Genomic DNA, 15,984 nt, shown 5'->3' on the forward strand with positions numbered 1-15,984 from the left:
CCGGCCTTCAGCAGGTCCAGGACTTTGCGACGGAACTCGGGGGGATAGCTCCTCGGCATGCTGACCTCTCTCGGGGTTCAGGCATGCCAGTCAACCAAAGGGACTCCACGAAAGGCGGTGAACATCACCGGACATGCTCGTGTTATGGGACAAGGGCTTCGACAGCAACGCTTTCCTGGCCCAGGTTGCCGCCACCGGCGCGCAGATCCTCGGCCGGCTGCGCAGCAATCGGCGCACCTGTCTCGGCCGTGCTCGCCGATGGCTCCTACCTCACGATGGTCGGCACCCTCCAGATCCGCGTCGTCGAGGCCCGCGTGACCGTGACCTGCGTGGACGGCACCACCTTCACCGGCTCCTACCTGGCCACCACGTTGACCGACGCGGGCCGCGCTATCCAGCCGCCGCCCTGGTCGCCCTCTACCCTCAGCGGTGGGAGCACGAGTCGGCCTACTACGCGCTGCGTCACACCATCATGCAGGGGCGGGTGCTGCGCTCGGGTGACCCCGCCGGGCTGGAGCAGGAGATGCGCTCGGTTCTCACGCTCTACCAGCTCCTTCGTACGACGATGGTCGACGCCGCCGAGTCCCGGCCCGGCACCGACCCGGACCGCTGCGGCTTGTCCATCGCCCTGCACGCGGCCCGCGATCTGGTCGTTCAAGCCGCAGGCGTCACCGAGTACGGCACCAACCTGGTCGGGGTCATCGGGCGTCGCGTCCTTGCCCATCTGCTTCCGCGCCGCCGCCCGCGGGTGAGCACCCGCAAGGTCAAGTCACCGATCTCCCGCTACCACGAACGACGCGATGACGGCCGGCCCGACCGCCAGCCCGTCACCGCTCTCACCATCGTCCTTGCAGCACCCATCGAACCCCCGCTTCCCACGGCGTCCCGCGACGACCAGCTCGCCGCACTGACCGACCGCCGCGGGGAAAGGCTCCTGGCCCTGCTCCAGGAAGATCCCGGCCGGTCCTGGCGCCCCGGGAAATCCCCTGCTACCTGGGCGACATCACCCTCGGCGCCATGTACACACAGCTCTCACGATGGGCCGAAAACGGCCTCATCCTCAAGATCGGTTCCGGCCTCTACACCGCCGCCGCGCCCGTACGCCGGTTGAGGCAGATGGCGCACCGTCTGGCGGAGTACAGGCAGCTCTATCAGGCGCTCCATCGGGTCGCCGAAATGCCCGCAAATGGCGGTTAGGAGATTGCACGACCGCGGACAGCATCACGCGGGTCGCGGCAACCCCGCTCGTTAAGCCAACCTGCTCGCGTCATGGACCGCCAGGCGTGGCAGGAGCACACCCGGCAACGGCTGTCGAGCCGGCGCTGCCGCGCTCAGTGGCGACCGAGCGCTCCGTGAGGACATCCAGCATCTCGTCGCGCTCGACACCCCAGACCCCGGTCTCCAGTGGCGGGCGACGTAGTCGAGCTCGGTGATGGCGATGACGCTGCGGAGGTGGCGGGTGCCGGCGGGGGACCGGCCGGCACGGTCGAGCCCCTCCTTGATGTCACCGATGGCCTCGTTCATCCACTCGTCGAGGAGCGTGTGGAACGCGGGGTCGACGGCGGCGCAGGAGGCTAGCCGACATACAGCCCCACAGGTGAGCCCGCTGCTCCTTTTCACCGCCTGGATGATGCGGTTGTCGGGGCGGATGTTACTGAGAGAGCACGTAGCGGCGGATGCCATCGTCTCCCGTGGCGGTCAACAGGCCGTGGTCGGCGAGTAGATCGAGGTGGGCGTCGCTCTCCAGCACCGCGAGCATCTGACTGAACAGGTCGAGGTCGTCGAGCTTCCGCCCGCGCCGGGTCCATCGCATGGCGCGGGCGACTTCGAAGGCGGTGCTCGCTCCCGCCCTGACGTGGCCGAAGGCTTCGTCAAGCCGTTCCTCGTGGTGCCGCAGAAGCTCCTCGATCCGGGTGTGAACGCTGCGGGTGACCGGGCCGTGGGCGGGCAGCAGCAGCGTGTCTGGCATGTCCCGCACCAACCGCAGCGAGTCGAGGTAACTGCGCAGCGGTTTGGGCTCCGGAACGGGCTCCAGTCCGAGGGAGGGGGTGATATGCGGAAGCACGTGGTCGCCCGCGAACAGCAGGCCCGCGACCGCGTCGCGAAGTACCACATGACCGCGGGTGTGTCCCGGAGTGGCGACCACATCGATTTCCCGTGGCCCCAGGGGGATCCGCTCGCCGTGGTCGAGCCAGGCGTCGGGGAGGGTGAAGGGCATGTTCCGGTCCTCCTCCGAGACCTCCTGGGTGGCGATACGGCGGGCCAGGTCTGGGGCGCCGCAGCGGAGGAGCATCTCGGCCTGGCGCGGGTGCAGGCCGTTGGCTGGGTCGTGCGCCTCGATCGACACGCGTTCGCCCCGGCCGACGCGCACCCGTACGCCGAAGGCGCGCCGCAAGGCCAGGGCCTGCGAATAGTGGTCCCAGTGGGCGTGGGTCACCAACACCTGCGCAAGGTCGGAGAGCCGATGCCCCAACGCCTCCAGCGCGGCGGCGAGGGCCTTCTCCGCGTCGGGCATCGCCCACCCGGAGTCGACGATCACGGGCCCCTCGAGGCTCTCGATGACATACGCGTTGACGGCATGCAGGCCGTTGGCGGGGATCGGAAGAGGCACCCGGTAGACCCCCGGCACCACCGGATGCGCTCCGGGTTCTCGCCAATCCTCAGGCTGTTCCGCCAGCATGCCGAACCCCCTCACCGCGCTCACGTCACTCATGGTTCATCAGAATCTAAAGGGCCCCGTACGCAAGGCCGCGGTCGGGAGGGCTCCCAGGCGCCATGTGACAGGGTTCGCACTCCTCGTCTTGTCTGGGTACGAGCGGTTCTGTACATTTATACCTAACAATCGATTGGTTGAACAAGTGGAGGGGATGTGGCCCTCGGTGTGGCCGATCAGTTCGGTCGCCTTCTGCAAGACCTGAGGATCTCCGTCACCGACCGATGCAGCCTCCGGTGCCGTTACTGCATGCCCCGAGAAGTCTTCGGTCCTGAGCACGTGTTTCTGGACCGCGGGGCGCTGCTGAGCTTCGAGGAGATCGCCCGGCTCGCGCGCATCTTCGTACGGCTGGGCGTCCGTAAGATTCGGCTGACCGGCGGAGAGCCGCTCCTGCGCCGAGGGGTCGCGGACCTGGTGGCGGGCCTTGCGGCCGTCGAGGGCCTCGAGGAGGTCACGATGACGACCAACGGCCTGCTCCTGCCCCGGCTCGCCGAGCCACTGCGGCGCTCGGGACTGCGGCGGGTCACGGTCAGCCTCGACAGCCTGGATGATCACACCTTCCGCGAGTTGGCGGATACCGTTCAGCCGGTCGCCTCCGTGCTGAAGGGCGTGGCCGCCGCCAAAGCGGTCGGGTTGGCACCCGTGAAGGTCAACACGGTGGTTCAGCGCGGAGTGAACGACCGCCAGATCGAGTCGATCGCGGAGTGGGCTCGAGACAGCGGTGTGACCGTCCGGTTCATCGAGTTCATGGACGTGGGCACGACGAACGGCTGGCGGCGCGAGCGGGTGGTTCCGGCTGCCGAGGTGGTCGAGCGGCTGCACGCCCGCTGGCCGATCGAGCCGGTCCATCGGCCGGGTGCCGGGATGGTGGCCGAACGCTATCGGTATCTTGACGGGGCCGGAGAGGTAGGGGTGATCGCCTCGGTGACCCGGCCGTTTTGCCATGCTTGCACGCGGGCCCGGCTCTCCTCCGCGGGAGAGCTCTACACATGCCTGTTCGCCTCGGCCGGCCTGGATCTGCGTACGCCGCTGCGTGATGGCACCACGGATGGGGAGATCGAGGCGCTGATCGCGGCCACCTGGTTCGCCCGTACCGACCGTTCGTCACAGCTGCGCGCCGAGGGCGGTCTGTCCGGCCCGCGAGTCGAGATGTCGTACATCGGTGGTTGACCTGATCGCTCTGCGCGACCGCGCGATGGTGACGATCGGTGGGCGAACCGAGAGATGAGCATGACAAGCGTCCGCGACCTCTGAGATCACGATCTCGTCCGGGGAAAGTGATCGAGACAGGAGTGCGGGGCGCGTCACGCGGTCCAGGCCGTAGGAAGATGGTCGCGTCGGCGCGATCCAACTCCCGGCTCCTTGCGAGGGTTGCGGAGATCGAAGAGCATTCGAGAGCTAGACTTGGCGTCTCACAGGTTCATACAAACGGTAGATTGGCTCAATGCCCTCAGCGAGACAGAGCAGAGGCGCGGTGGCTGACACGTCATCAGAGGCCCACGAAGCCCGGGGCTCTTCCAAACGGGGACGGCCGCGCCGGGGACCGGACCCGGAGCGCTTCCAGGACATCGTCGACGCCGCCGCGAAGCTCATGCTGGACAACGGGTACAGCGCCACGAGCATTCAGGACATCGCCGACGCCGTCGGCATCCTCAAGGGCAGCCTGTACCACTACGTGCGTTCCAAGGAGGACTTCCTCTACAGGATCATCAAGGACGTCTATGACGCGGCGCTCGAGGAGATAGTGCCGATCGCGAAGTCGGACCGGCCCGCGTTGGAACGCCTTGTGGCCTTCGTCACCGCGCACGTGCACTTCAGCATCCGCCACCTCACCGGCTTCACCATCCAGATCCGAGAGTTTGACCGGTTGAGCCCGGAGCGAAGGGAGGAGATCACCGCGGGCGGGGACGTCTATGTCGACGCTCTTCGTGGCATCCTGCAGGACGGCCAGGAGGAAGGCGTGGTGGACAGGGAGCTGGACGTCCGCTTCACCACGGTCGCCATCCTCGGCGAACTCAACTATCTCACCAGGTGGTACAGTCCGACCGGCCCGATGGCTCCGGACGAGATGGCTGCTCGTTTTGCCGGATTGATCCTCGGTTCGGTCGTCTCGGACAAGGCCGTCAAGGCTGCCGGAGGACTCGAGAAGCTCCGCCAGGATCTCCTCTCCTGAGACGGATTCGGCAGAGCCAGGAAGTCCGGACGGACGACCTGGCTCTTTTTTTGCGCATCTTGGCGGCTCTCCCTGTCGCGAGTATTCTACCTATCGTCTGGTTGAATAAAAGAAGGGGTGGATGATGCGGGCGGAGTCCGAGCCGGCAGATGATGTCCGGCGTCGCACAGATGGAGATTTGACATGCCGCTGGACATAGGCGTCGGGCTGTGGACGATGCAGTCGACCGCGTCGTATCCCCACTCCATCCCTGGTCAGTACCGGGCCTTTCCCGATGAGGCACGCCACGTCGAAGAACTCGGATTCGGCTCCCTATGGCTGGGTGAGCACCGTTTCTGGTACGACGCTTGGGTTCCGGCGCCCATGCTGCCCATCGCGGCCGGCGTGGCGGCCACCTCGACGCTCCGCTTCGGCACCGCGATGATGCTCTTGCCGCAGCACGACCCGGACCGGCTGGCCGCGACGGCCGCGTCGCTCAACGCCCTGGGCGGCCGGCGGTTCGATGTAGGTGTGGGACTGGGACATCGGGACGCCGAGTACGACGGGCTCGGTATCGCACGCCCCTCCCGTGGCCGGCGCATGGACGCCGGGCTGGACCGGCTCACCGCCCCGGTGTACGGCCTGGCGCCCGACACCATCTGGGTCGGGGGGATGGCCGAGGCCGCGCTCCGGCGCCTCGGCTGCCGCGGCATGTCGGCGATGCTGCCGCAGACGCTGGACGAGCGGGCCCTCCGCGGAGCCGTGCACACGATCGGCGAGGCGGCGGCGGCCGCGGACGTGCCCCGCGGCCGTATCGGCGTTTTGAAGGACGTGTGGGTCGACACCGACGGCGCGCGGGCTCGCGAGTGGTTCCTTCCACGGCTGCGGGACCACTACCAGGAGGAGGCGGGCGCCTGGTGGGTGCTGAAGGGGCGGGGTCACGGCTTCAGCCAGCGTGACGTGTTGGACAGGCAGGTCGACCGGGTCGTCGCGTCCGCCATCGTGGGCGATCCGGGCGAGGTGGCCGAGCGGCTGGCGGAACTGCCGGCCTGTGGAGTGGACAAGGTTGTGGTCCGGCTGAACTTCGACTTCACCTATGGGCCGGCCCTGCGTCGGGCCCTGGAGCTCTTCGCCGGCAGCGTGCTGCCCTTGGTCCGGGCCGCGACCGTCGAGGCGGTGACGGCATGAGGCTCGGAGCGGAGATCGACCTTTCCGTAGTCCCGCTCGCCGACGTCGCGTCACGCGCCGCCCAGGCCGAGGAGGCGGGCCTCGCCCTTGTCTGGCTCACACCCGCCGCGGGCCGGCCGCAGGAGGCGCTGGTGGCGGCGGCCGCGTGTGCCGCGACCACCCGATACCTGCACGTCGGCGTGCACGCGGTTTCGGGCGCCCGCCACCCCCTCTACCTCGCTGAGGAACTGCATGTCCTCGACCAGTTGTTGGGCGGGCGCCTCGTTACGGCGGTGGTCGACGAGGCGGATGATCAGGACCGTCTGGCCGAGACGCTGTCGGTGCTGCTCTCCGCCCAAGCCACCCGCCCCTTCCGGCATACGGGGCATCACTGGACAATCCCGGCTGGATTGGCGGAGAACCCGATCAACCCCGAGCACCGGCTGCGTGTGACCCCCGCGCCCTTCCGCCTGCACGCGGAGCTGTGGCTGCACGGACTCGCCGGCACGGCATGTGCCGCCAGGTTCGGCCTGCCGCTGATCGCGGCCGTCGAGGACACGGCTCCCGATGTGAGCACGGCGTGGGAGCGTGTCACGGCCTCCCTCGGCGACGCCGCCATGAGGATGCGCCGGGCCGCGTTCCGCCCTCTGGCCGGCGACGGCGTCGCAGATGCCGCATCCCTCGTGAGCGCGCTTCGGGCCGAACGCGATCTGTGGGGAATGGACACCGTGATCGTGCGCCTGCCCGGCGCGACGGACACCGGCGACTGGGGACGAGCGTTGCAGACGCTCGCCGGGTACGCAGGCCCCCGCCTCCAGCTCGATCGGCTGCCCTCGGGGCTGGAGGAGTTCTGGGACGAGCGGCTGGCGGAGTTCACGCGGCCGGACAGGTGAGGCGGTTGTCGTGGACCGACGACCATGGCCAGTGACCGTCGGGGTTGAAGGTCCACGACAACCAGGGTGTGTGTCGGGCGAGCTCGCTTTGCCCAGGACGAGAGGGAGATCCGGCGGTCCGGCACCGCTCGATGCTGTGCCGGACTGACGTGCGGGTTCAGTGCATGACGAGTCCGGCGGTGACATTCAGGTCCGCACCGGTGACGTTCGTCGCGGCGTCGGAAGCCAGGTAGACCACGGCGTCGGCCACGTCGCCAGGTTCGACGAGACGCCGCAGCGGAGCGGCATCACGGTAGGAGGCGCGCACCGTTTCCGCATCGGCACCCGTCGCGTCGACGTTCTGCTGAATGATGTTGTCGAGGTTGGCGCCCGCGACGCCGCCGGGCGAGACGAGGTTGGCCCGGATGCCGTAGGGTCCGCCGTCCAGCGCGATGGTGCGCACGAGTGCGACGAGTCCGGCCTTCGACGAGCTGTAGCCCGACCGGTTGGGGCTCGGTCGCTTGCCGGCGATGGAGCCGATGACGACCACCGTGCCGGATCCGCGCTCCACCATGTGCGGGAGGAGCGCCCGGCACGTGAGGAACACGCCGGTGAGGTTGACGTCCTGCACGTGACGCCACGCATCGACCGGGTACTCCCACACTGGCGCGGCCGGCCCGCTGATGCCGCTGTTGCACACGAGGATATCGATCGCACCCACGTGCCGGAGCGCGCTCTCCACGGCGGCGTTCACGCTGTCCGGTGCGGTGACATCCATGGAAACGACTTCGGACTTCTGGCCGATGGCACGCACCTCGTCCGCGACGGCGGCCATGGCGTCAATCGAACGGCCGGCGAGGATCACGTCGGCACCGGCCCGTGCCAGCGCGAGCGTGATCTCTCGGCCGATGCCGCCGCCGGCCCCGGTCACCAGCGCCGTACGGCCGGCCAACATCATCCTGCCCATGCCACCTCCACGGTTAAGGCAACGTCGTGTGTGCTCACCACTCCAGGACGAGACGTCCGCGTGTCCCGCCCGCCGACAGCCTCCGGTGGGCCTCGGCCGCCGACCGCGGGGGGACCGTGTCCGCGACCCGGAGCCTGAGATCACCGGCGGCGGCCTGCCGCACCAGGCCCGCGAGCCGATCCGGGTCACCCTGGTACGCGCGAACGCTGATGAGATGCACGTCGACGCCCGCCCTCTCGGCCTCCGGGCGCTCCGCACCCGACATGGGACGCATCAGGGCGAGCCTGCCACCGGGCCGGATGGCGCCCAGGATGCTCGAGCCGAGCACCGCGGTGTCGATGACTCCGTCGACACCGCGAGGCGCCGCACGGAGGGTTCCCCTCACGACGTCATCCCGGGAGACGCACACATCCGCTCCCAGGCTCACCGCGTAGGCCTGGTCGTCTTCCCGGGCCGTCGCGAGGACCCTGAGGCCGCGTGCGCGGGCGAGTTGCGCGGCGTACGCTCCGACAGCGCCGGTGACGCCGACGATGAGGAGGGTCGAGCCGGGCGGGAGATCCAGGGTGTCGAGGGAGGCGAGCGCGGTGAGCGCGCTCATCGGGAGGGTGGACGCCTCGGCGAAGCCCATGCCGGGCGGCATGAGCGCGGTGTCCGCGGCGTCGAGCACGGCCACCTCCGACTGGCAGCCGCGCCCGGAATCGATGAAGGTCGTGACCCCGAGGATCCGGTCGCCTGGAACGAAGGGCGCGCCCTCGCCACACGTCTCGACGGTCCCGGCCACCTCGAGACCCGGCACCCGCGGCCAGGGCCGGTCGCCCACGAGCCGGTCGACGCCGCCCTCCCGGAACCATACGTCGGCTGGGTTGACCGGAGTCGCCCGCGTGCGCACGAGCAGCTGTCCGGTCCCCGGCGGCGGGACGTCCACCTCTACCATGGTGAGCACGTCAGGCCCGCCGTAATGGTGGAAGCCCACCGCCGCCGCGCGCACGACGTCCCGGACGCTCACAGACCGTAACCTCCGTCGACGTCGATCCATTGACCGGTGATGTACCGCGCGTCGTCCGACGCGAGGAACGCGACCGCCGCCGCGATGTCCCGCGCCTTTCCATAGCTGCGCAGTGGAATCCGGGTCATGGCATGTTCCAGGTCTCCCGGGCGGATGTCACCGCTGTCGATGAGGACCTGGGTCATGCCCTCATCGAGGATTCCGACGCCGACCGCATTGGCGCGGACGCCGAACCGTCCCTCCTCGGCGGCGACGGCCCGGACGAGGGCTTCGTTCGCGGCCTTGGGTCCGGACGACAGCACATCGCGCAGGACGAACCGGCGGTTGGCGACCGTGCTCACGACGACGATCGAGCCCCGGCTCTCCCGCAGCGCCGGCAACGCGGCGGAGATGACGCGGAAGGTGCCGCCCGAGTCGACGGTCAACTGCTCGACGTAACGGCCCGGGTCGAGCCGGCTGACGTGGGACTGGTAATTCGTCGGCGACGCGGCCAGGACCACCGTGTGGAGGCCGCCGTGCCGGTGCGCCGACTCCTCGACGACGGCCCGCACCTGGTCGGCGTCCCCCATGTCCATCCTGGCCGCATGAGCGGCACAACCCTGCCCCGTCAGCCGGTCGACGAGGGCGCGAGCCCGCTCGGCGCCGCCGCTGTAGGTGACGGTTACGTCGGCGCCCATGGCCGCCAGCCGCTCGGCCACCGCGCCGCCGATCGCGCCGCTGCCCCCGACGACGATGGCCCCGCCCGTACGCTCTCCGAAGGTCTGCGCGACCGACCGGCTCACGTTGTCGTCCGCGGGACCGGGACGGGCGCCTCGGCGGGCCGGATCCGGCACCGGGCGCCGCGCAGCGGCTGGTCGCCGGCGAAGCTCGATAGCTTCGGGTCGCTCGGCGTGATCGCGTTGGCGTTCGAGACCCATACTCCCGAAAGGTGTGGCTCGTTCTGCGCCTGCTCCGGCTCCCACCAGTAACCGTCGGGGTTGATCGTGTCCTTGCGCATCGTCTGGTCGAAGCGGGCGCGCTGGCGGATCTCACCCTCCGGCCGCTCGATGACCACCCACCCGCCGTCGGTGATGCCCCACTCGTCGGCAGTCTCGGGATGGATGTCGCAGAGCGGCTCAGGATGAATCCGGTTGAGCCGGCTGCTCTGCCGCAGGTTCGACGCGGTCAGCTCACGGACCCGGCTGCCCGGGATCATTTGGAGCGGGTACTCGTCCTCCGGCGCGTCCGGGATGGAGTACGGCGGGCCGGTGTAGACGGGCGAGGGGTCGATGTCGAAGCGCTTGAACATGCTGGGCACGAGCTCGACCTTGCCCGACGGGGTCGCGAAGCCGTGCTCCTCGTACTTGCGCCACCTGGGCCGGGTGAAGTGGTGGTTGGCGTCGCCCGCGGCCCACTCCTCGTACGTCTTGCCGGACGGCGCGAGGAACCGGTCGAACATCTCCTCGACCCCCTCGGGCCAGTCGTCCGGATTCAGGAGACGGCGGCCGAGACCGGCCCACAGGTCGTAGTCGTTGCGGCGCTCGGCGATCGGCCGGGCGGACTGCTGCCCCACCACGAAGAAGTTGCCGATGCCCCAGTGGGCGCTGAGGTCGGCGCGCTCCAGGAAGTCGGCGGCCGGCAGGACATAGTCGGCGAGCTGGGCGGTCGGCGTCATCCACAGGTCCATCGCGACGAGCAGTTCGAGTTCGGGACTCGTGAAGGCCTTATACGCCGCCTGGCCGGCTCCCATCGACAGCAGCGGCTCGCCGCACTGCACGATGATCGCCCGGATCGGGTACGGGTCCTGCTCGACGACCGCCCGGTAGATGGCCGGCTGACTCGCGAACAGGACGTACGCCGTGCCGGTGTGCCCCTTGGGGTAGATCTTCCTCGTCGCCTCCCGGAACGCCTTATAGCCGCTGATCGACGTGATCCGGGTCTCATGGGCGTTGACGCTCTCGCGCGCGCGTAGCGGGTGGTCGATCAGCTTCTCGAAGTTGATGTTCTCGAGCCAGGCGAACTGCGTCTCGTCGTACGGGTTGCCCAGCGGCTCACCGCCGGGGACGTCGAGGTTGCCGGAGATCGCGCGCAGGATGGCCCGGCCGAGGACCGCGGACCGGGAGGCGCCCTCGCCGAGCTGGGTGGGGGCGACGCCGAACGAGAGCCGGGCCGGACCGCTCGTCGCGTAGATGTGGGCGGCCTCCACGATGTCGGCGGCCGGCACTCCGGTGATCTCCTCCGTGCGCTCCGGCGTCCACTTGGCCGCTTCGGCCGCGACCTCGTCGAAGCCGAGGCACCACTTGTCGACGAACTCCTTGTCGTAGATGCCGTCGCGGATCATGACGTGGATCAGCCCGAGCGCGAGCGCGCCGTCGGTGCGCGGACGCAGTTGGAGGTGGAGGTCCGCCCGGGCTGCGGTCTTGGTTCGCCGCGGGTCGACGACGATGAGCTTCGCGCCCTGCGCCTGGCAGGCGCGGAGCCTCTCGAAGGACGGCGGAGAGGACTCGGCCGGGTTGGAGCCCCAGATGATGACGCACTTGGTGAGGCCAGGGTACGGCGCCTGGTAGACGGTGTCCCAGCCGTAGACCGAGACCTCGGCGATGTACTCGCTGACACCGCAGTTGCGGCCCTGGCTGACGAAGTTGGGGGTCCCGAAGTCACACGCGAAGCGCCAGCTCGCCCAGTCGCCGGGGGTCTTGTGGGTGCCGCCGAGAGTGGCCAGCGCCTCGGGTCCCTCGCGGTCGCGGATGTCGGCGAGCTTCTCGGCGATCTCGTCGAGGGCCTGCTCCCAGGAGATGCGCTCCCACTTGCCCTCGCCCCGCTCGCCGACTCGCTTCAACGGGTAGTTGAGCCGGTCCGGGTGATGGTGCACTTCGATGGCCGTGGTGCCCTTGATGCACAACTTGCCCTTGGCCACCGGATTGTGCTGGTCGCCGTCGAACGCGATCGGCTGGCCGTCATCGTCGATCTGGATCAGCATGCCGCAGTGCTGCGGGCACAGCGTGCAGAAGGTGCGTTTGACGTCGCCGCCGAAGGTCAGCTTGGCCACAGGCTTGCCTCCACCATTCAACCAAACATCCGTTTGTTTTATTATTGGAAGTTATCCCATGCCGAGGGCGCACAACAAGACCCGGCCCGGGTGAGTGCTCAGAACGCCAGCGATCCCGAGTCGACGGGCAGTGCGACACCGTTGACGCGCGCGGCGGCATCCGACGCGAGGAACAGGACGACCGAGGCGACCTCCTCGGGCAGCGCGGGGGCCGGCTTGCGCCGGTCGCGCGAGAGCGCTTCGAGCGCGGACGGGAATGCGCCGGTGACGTCCTGCATGCCCGTCTGAATCGACCCCGGGCACACCGCGTTACTCCGGATGCCGCGGTCTCCCAGGGTCGCGGCGATGTTCTTCGTCAGTCCGACGAGGCCGTGCTTGGACGCGGTGTAGGCGGCGCCCGCGCGTCCTCCGCGTACCCCCGCGACCGAGGCGACGTTGACGATGACACCCCGCCCGCGCCGGAGCATGCCGGGCAGTACGCCGTTGCAGAAGAGGAAGGGCGCGGTCAGGTTGATGTCGAGCAGCCTGTGCCACTCCTCCACCGTCACTTCGTGCGCCATGCCGAGCCGATCGATGACGGCGGCGTTGTTGACCATGATGTCGACCTCGCCGGCCTCATCCACGACGCGCGCGACCTCCCCGGCCTCGGAGACGTCGGCGGCAAGGCGCATGACGCCGGGGTCCGCATCGAGGCGGTCCAGCGCGGCGGTGTCGCGGTCGACGGCGACGACGCGGGCGTCGCGCAGGCGGAACTCGCGCACCAGGATCCGCCCGACGCCTCCGGCGGCTCCCGTGACGATCACCGTCCGCCCGGCGAACGTTTGGGGCCGTGCGGTGTCTCCACTCATGACGTCTCCTTCTCGTGGTGCTGCCCGGGGTCGTCGAGGGCGGGGCGGACGGCGTCGCCGAGCGCGGCCTGACGCGCGCAGGGGACGGCGTCGAGGAACACCGCGCCGCCGCGCAGGACGGTCGCGAGGTCGACTCCGTCGACACCCTTGCTCCAGTCGCGCGTCGTGTCGACGAACTGGAGCAAGGCGCCGTGCGTGGCCGCCGGTTTGACGAACGTCTCGCGCCAGACCGGATTGGACAGATCGGTGCCCGTCATCGGATAACCCGCGGCCGAAAGCGCGTCGACGGTCACGCTGACGTCGTCCACGACGAACGTTATGTGGTGCATTCCCTCGCCTCGCCGCTCGAGCGTCCGGGCCAGGAGCGAGTCGGTGCGTAGCGGCTGCACCAGCTCGATCTTGAGGCCGCCGAGGTACAGGTGCAGCAGCCGGATGCCGGTCTCGTCGTTGTCGCCGCCGGTGACGAACCGGCCGCCGAGCGTCTCGCCGAACAGCGCCCACGCCCGGTCAAGGTCGCGGACGGCGACGGCCACGTGGTCGAGCCGCCGGACGCTCGTCGCGTCGCCCCCGCGGCCGGGAGCGGTCGCGACGGCGCCGTCTTCTACGGTGTGTTCCAATTCATCGACCAATCGTGCGAGAGGTGACCAGCGCGAGGGAAGACCTGGCGCGCCGGGTCGTGAGCGTGGGGGAGCCGGTCACGACACATCGATGACCGTCTTGATCACGGACTGTGGCTCGTCGAGGGCGTACCGGAGGGCCTTCCGCACGTCCGGCAGGGCGAACCGGTGGCTGACGAGGCTCGACACCTTCGCCTCGTAGCGGCGGCTCAGGGCGACGGCGCCCGGGAAGTCGAGCGTCGCGCGGCTGCCGAAGACGTCGAGTTCCTTGCTCGTGAACAGCCGCATGCTCACGCGCAACTCCTGCTCGGAGACGCCGACGATGGAGATACGGCCGCCGGTGGCGACCACGTCGAAGGCCGACGGCGCGACGGCCGGAGACCCGGTGGCCTCGATGACGACGTCGGCCCCGTCGCCGTCGGTCCAGTCCAGTACGCGCTGGGGGAGGCGGGCGAGTCCCGAGACGGTCTCCTCGGCGCCGAGTTCGGCGGCGAGGTCGAGGCGTGCCTCGTGCTGGTCGACGACGAGGACGCGTGCCCCGCGATCGGTGGCGGCGAGTACGGCGCCGAGGCCGATGGGTCCGGCGCCCAGGATCACGACCCGGTCCCGCTCGGTGACGGAGGGCCGGGTGACCGCGCGGAGGCTGACCGACAGCGTCTCGGCCAGGGCGGTGGCGGTGGGGGACAGGGAACCGGCGGGATGGCACTGACCGGCCGGGACGACGAGTTCTTCCTGAAACCCGCCCGGACGGTGAACGCCGACGGCGATCATGCGCTGACAGGTGTTGCGGAGGCCGTGGCGGCAGGCCCGGCACTGTCCGCAGGACGTGACGGGCTCGATCGCCACGCGGTCGCCGACGGCGAGGCGGGCGGCCGCCGCCGGCGAGACCTCGATGACCCGGGCGCTGATCTCGTGCCCCTGGATCACCGGGTAGTCGACGGGGTAGGAGCCATCGAAGATGTGCAGGTCGGTGCCGCAGATGCCGACGCACTCGACGCGCAGGCGGACCTCCCCGTCGGAGAGCTCGGCGGCGTCGGCCGTGCTGAGGCCGACGGTGAACGGTTCTGTGGTGCGGGCCGCGGTGTGCATGCTCCTCCTCGATGTCGGGATGCGGTTCCCCGCGCTGGGCGCGGGTCAGTCGCCGGCGGGCGCCGGCGCGGGCAGGGCCGCCACGGCGGGGTGGTCCTTGTCCAGGGGGCCGAGCGAGGCCGCGCCGCCCGGGCTGCCGAGGTCCGCGAAGAACTCGGCGTTGATGGAGAAGTACTCGCGATGCTCCTCCGGTACGTCGTCCTCGAAGTGGATCGCCTCGACCGGGCACACCGGCTCGCAGGCGCCGCAGTCGACGCACTCGTCCGGGTGGATGTACAGCATCCGGGGCCCCTCGTAGATGCAGTCGACGGGGCACTCCTCAACACACGCACGGTCTTTCACGTCCACACACGGCTGAGCGATGACGTAGGTCATGCGGCAACTCTCCCCACTGATCAAACGAGTGGTTGGTAGAATAGTGAGGGGTCCGAGCTGCGTCCACTCCCTGCCGGGCGTGGGTCCCGGCCGTTTCACTGCCAGGCGGCGAGGATCCCGCGAATCGCCGTCACGAAGGCGAGCGGCTGGTCGAGCATGATGTGGTGCGCGGCCGACGGCACGAGGACGAGCGGTGCCTCGCCGTGGCGCGAGCGAACGGCCGAGGATCCCGCGTCCGGTCCGAAGACCTTGAGCGCGTCCGAGGCCAGGTAGGAGTCCTCGCCCATGACGAGGGCGTACGGGCAGGCGCTGTCGGCGAGAGAGCCCTCGAAGCGGGCGATCCTGTTCTCGCCGCCGGCGACCCCGCCGTTGCCGCTGAAGATATGCGGGTCGAAACGCCAGCGGTACCCCTCGGGGGTCTCGACCAGACCGTGCCAGGCGATGTGCCGCAGGTACCAGTCGTTGTGGCATTCCTGCCGGGGGATGAGCCGGAACCTCGAAATCGGGTCCTCGGGGTCGGCGCAGTACCGCACCGGGGCCTTGGCCCTGGCGGTGATCTCGCCCTCGGGCGCCGGCGCGGTCTCCCACACCGGCGAGTCGGCCACGATGAGCCGTCTCATGACGTCGCCGGCCGTGACGGCGAGGTGGGCCGACACGATGCCGCCCATGGAATGCGCGATGACGGTGGGCGGCTCCGCGGACGTGGCCAGCGCGACCGCGCGTACCTCCTGCGCCCACTGTGCGACGGTGTACCCGCCGGGCCGCCAGTCGCTCAGGCCATGGCCGGACAGGTCCATCGCCACGACCGGCCCCCGGGAACGGAGCAGCGGCGCGAGCGGGCTCCACCAGTGCGCGTGCGCGCTGCCGCCGTGGACGAGCAGCGTGGCCGGTCCGGGCCCGCCCGGCCACCGGAGGTAGCGGACACGGGCGCCCGCGACCTCGACCTGCCCGATGGCCGGCTCGTCGGCCAGGGCGCGCAGGAACCACCGCGGCGCATGGGCCGGTGGCGACGGGTCCGGACGGTAGCGGGCCTGCACGAGGTCCCCGGAGGTGGGCGGCGTGAGCTGTGCATGAGTTGCTCGGTCCGGCATGGCCGCCTAATCTACCAAACATACGGTCGGTAATTTGGTGGGGTGTCACGCGGCCCGGA

The 15,984-nt window shown here is 69.8% G+C and carries 15 protein-coding genes; 5 read left to right on the forward strand and 10 right to left on the reverse strand.

The annotated features are described in order from the left end of the window. The first annotated feature begins 133 nt into the window (after positions 1-133). Positions 134-1,111 carry a transposase gene (locus QSK36_RS39735; protein WP_285785966.1) on the forward strand — a complete coding sequence of 326 codons (978 nt, stop codon included), beginning with the start codon at positions 134-136 and terminating at the stop codon, positions 1,109-1,111. Positions 1,112-1,651: 540 nt separating this feature from the next. Here QSK36_RS39735 and QSK36_RS39740 read toward each other — a convergent pair. After that, entirely contained in the window at positions 1,652-2,704 is a 1,053-nt protein-coding gene (locus QSK36_RS39740; protein WP_285785967.1) for an MBL fold metallo-hydrolase, read from the reverse strand. Positions 2,705-2,881: 177 nt separating this feature from the next. On the opposite strand from QSK36_RS39740, the gene moaA reads away from it, so the two are divergent. The 4 genes from moaA (at position 2,882) to QSK36_RS39760 (ending at position 6,925) form a co-directional block, all read left to right on the forward strand. Then, positions 2,882-3,883, forward strand: a complete 1,002-nt coding sequence (moaA, locus tag QSK36_RS39745; RefSeq protein ID WP_285786012.1) for a GTP 3',8-cyclase MoaA — start codon at positions 2,882-2,884, stop codon at positions 3,881-3,883. A gap of 304 nt (positions 3,884-4,187) precedes the next feature. Beyond that, entirely contained in the window at positions 4,188-4,886 is a 699-nt protein-coding gene (locus QSK36_RS39750) for a TetR/AcrR family transcriptional regulator (RefSeq protein ID WP_183541488.1), read from the forward strand. A gap of 183 nt (positions 4,887-5,069) precedes the next feature. Then, complete coding sequence (locus QSK36_RS39755) at positions 5,070-6,053, forward strand: LLM class flavin-dependent oxidoreductase (protein WP_285785968.1); 984 nt, start codon at positions 5,070-5,072, stop codon at positions 6,051-6,053. Further along, positions 6,050-6,925: an LLM class flavin-dependent oxidoreductase gene (locus QSK36_RS39760; protein ID WP_285785969.1), complete on the forward strand. Its 876-nt coding sequence runs from the start codon at positions 6,050-6,052 to the stop codon at positions 6,923-6,925. The genes QSK36_RS39755 and QSK36_RS39760 overlap by 4 nt, the downstream gene beginning before the upstream one ends. A 157-nt stretch (positions 6,926-7,082) precedes the next feature. Here the strand turns inward: QSK36_RS39760 and QSK36_RS39765 are convergent, their stop codons facing one another. From QSK36_RS39765 to QSK36_RS39805, 9 genes are all read right to left on the reverse strand, one after another. After that, positions 7,083-7,871 (reverse strand): SDR family NAD(P)-dependent oxidoreductase, encoded by a 789-nt coding sequence (locus QSK36_RS39765; protein ID WP_285785970.1) that lies wholly within the window; start codon positions 7,869-7,871, stop codon positions 7,083-7,085. Between the two features lie 34 nt (positions 7,872-7,905). Next, positions 7,906-8,877 (reverse strand): NADP-dependent oxidoreductase, encoded by a 972-nt coding sequence (locus QSK36_RS39770; RefSeq protein ID WP_285785971.1) that lies wholly within the window; start codon positions 8,875-8,877, stop codon positions 7,906-7,908. Further along, on the reverse strand, positions 8,874-9,659 hold the full coding sequence (locus QSK36_RS39775; protein ID WP_285785972.1) for an SDR family NAD(P)-dependent oxidoreductase: 786 nt from the start codon (positions 9,657-9,659) through the stop codon (positions 8,874-8,876). Before QSK36_RS39775 ends, QSK36_RS39770 begins: the two co-directional genes overlap by 4 nt. Then, a complete protein-coding gene (locus QSK36_RS39780; RefSeq protein ID WP_285785973.1) occupies positions 9,656-11,905 on the reverse strand; it encodes a molybdopterin-containing oxidoreductase family protein in 2,250 nt (749 codons plus the stop codon). Before QSK36_RS39780 ends, QSK36_RS39775 begins: the two co-directional genes overlap by 4 nt. A gap of 98 nt (positions 11,906-12,003) precedes the next feature. After that, positions 12,004-12,753, reverse strand: a complete 750-nt coding sequence (locus QSK36_RS39785; RefSeq protein ID WP_285785974.1) for an SDR family NAD(P)-dependent oxidoreductase — start codon at positions 12,751-12,753, stop codon at positions 12,004-12,006. After that, a complete protein-coding gene (locus QSK36_RS39790) occupies positions 12,750-13,370 on the reverse strand; it encodes a VOC family protein (protein ID WP_285785975.1) in 621 nt (206 codons plus the stop codon). The genes QSK36_RS39785 and QSK36_RS39790 overlap by 4 nt, the downstream gene beginning before the upstream one ends. Positions 13,371-13,448: 78 nt before the next feature. Continuing rightward, the gene (locus tag QSK36_RS39795) at positions 13,449-14,459 is read right to left on the reverse strand and encodes an alcohol dehydrogenase catalytic domain-containing protein (protein WP_285785976.1); all 1,011 of its coding nucleotides are present in this window, start codon (positions 14,457-14,459) and stop codon (positions 13,449-13,451) included. Between the two features lie 45 nt (positions 14,460-14,504). Then, complete coding sequence (gene fdxA, locus QSK36_RS39800) at positions 14,505-14,834, reverse strand: ferredoxin (RefSeq protein ID WP_183541506.1); 330 nt, start codon at positions 14,832-14,834, stop codon at positions 14,505-14,507. Positions 14,835-14,929: 95 nt separating this feature from the next. Further along, positions 14,930-15,925, reverse strand: coding sequence for an alpha/beta fold hydrolase (locus tag QSK36_RS39805; RefSeq protein WP_285785977.1), 996 nt, complete (start codon positions 15,923-15,925; stop codon positions 14,930-14,932). Between the last annotated feature and the right edge of the window lie 59 nt (positions 15,926-15,984).

It is taken from the genome of Microbispora sp. NBRC 16548 (assembly GCF_030268985.1).
GTDB classification, from domain to species: domain Bacteria; phylum Actinomycetota; class Actinomycetes; order Streptosporangiales; family Streptosporangiaceae; genus Microbispora; species Microbispora catharanthi.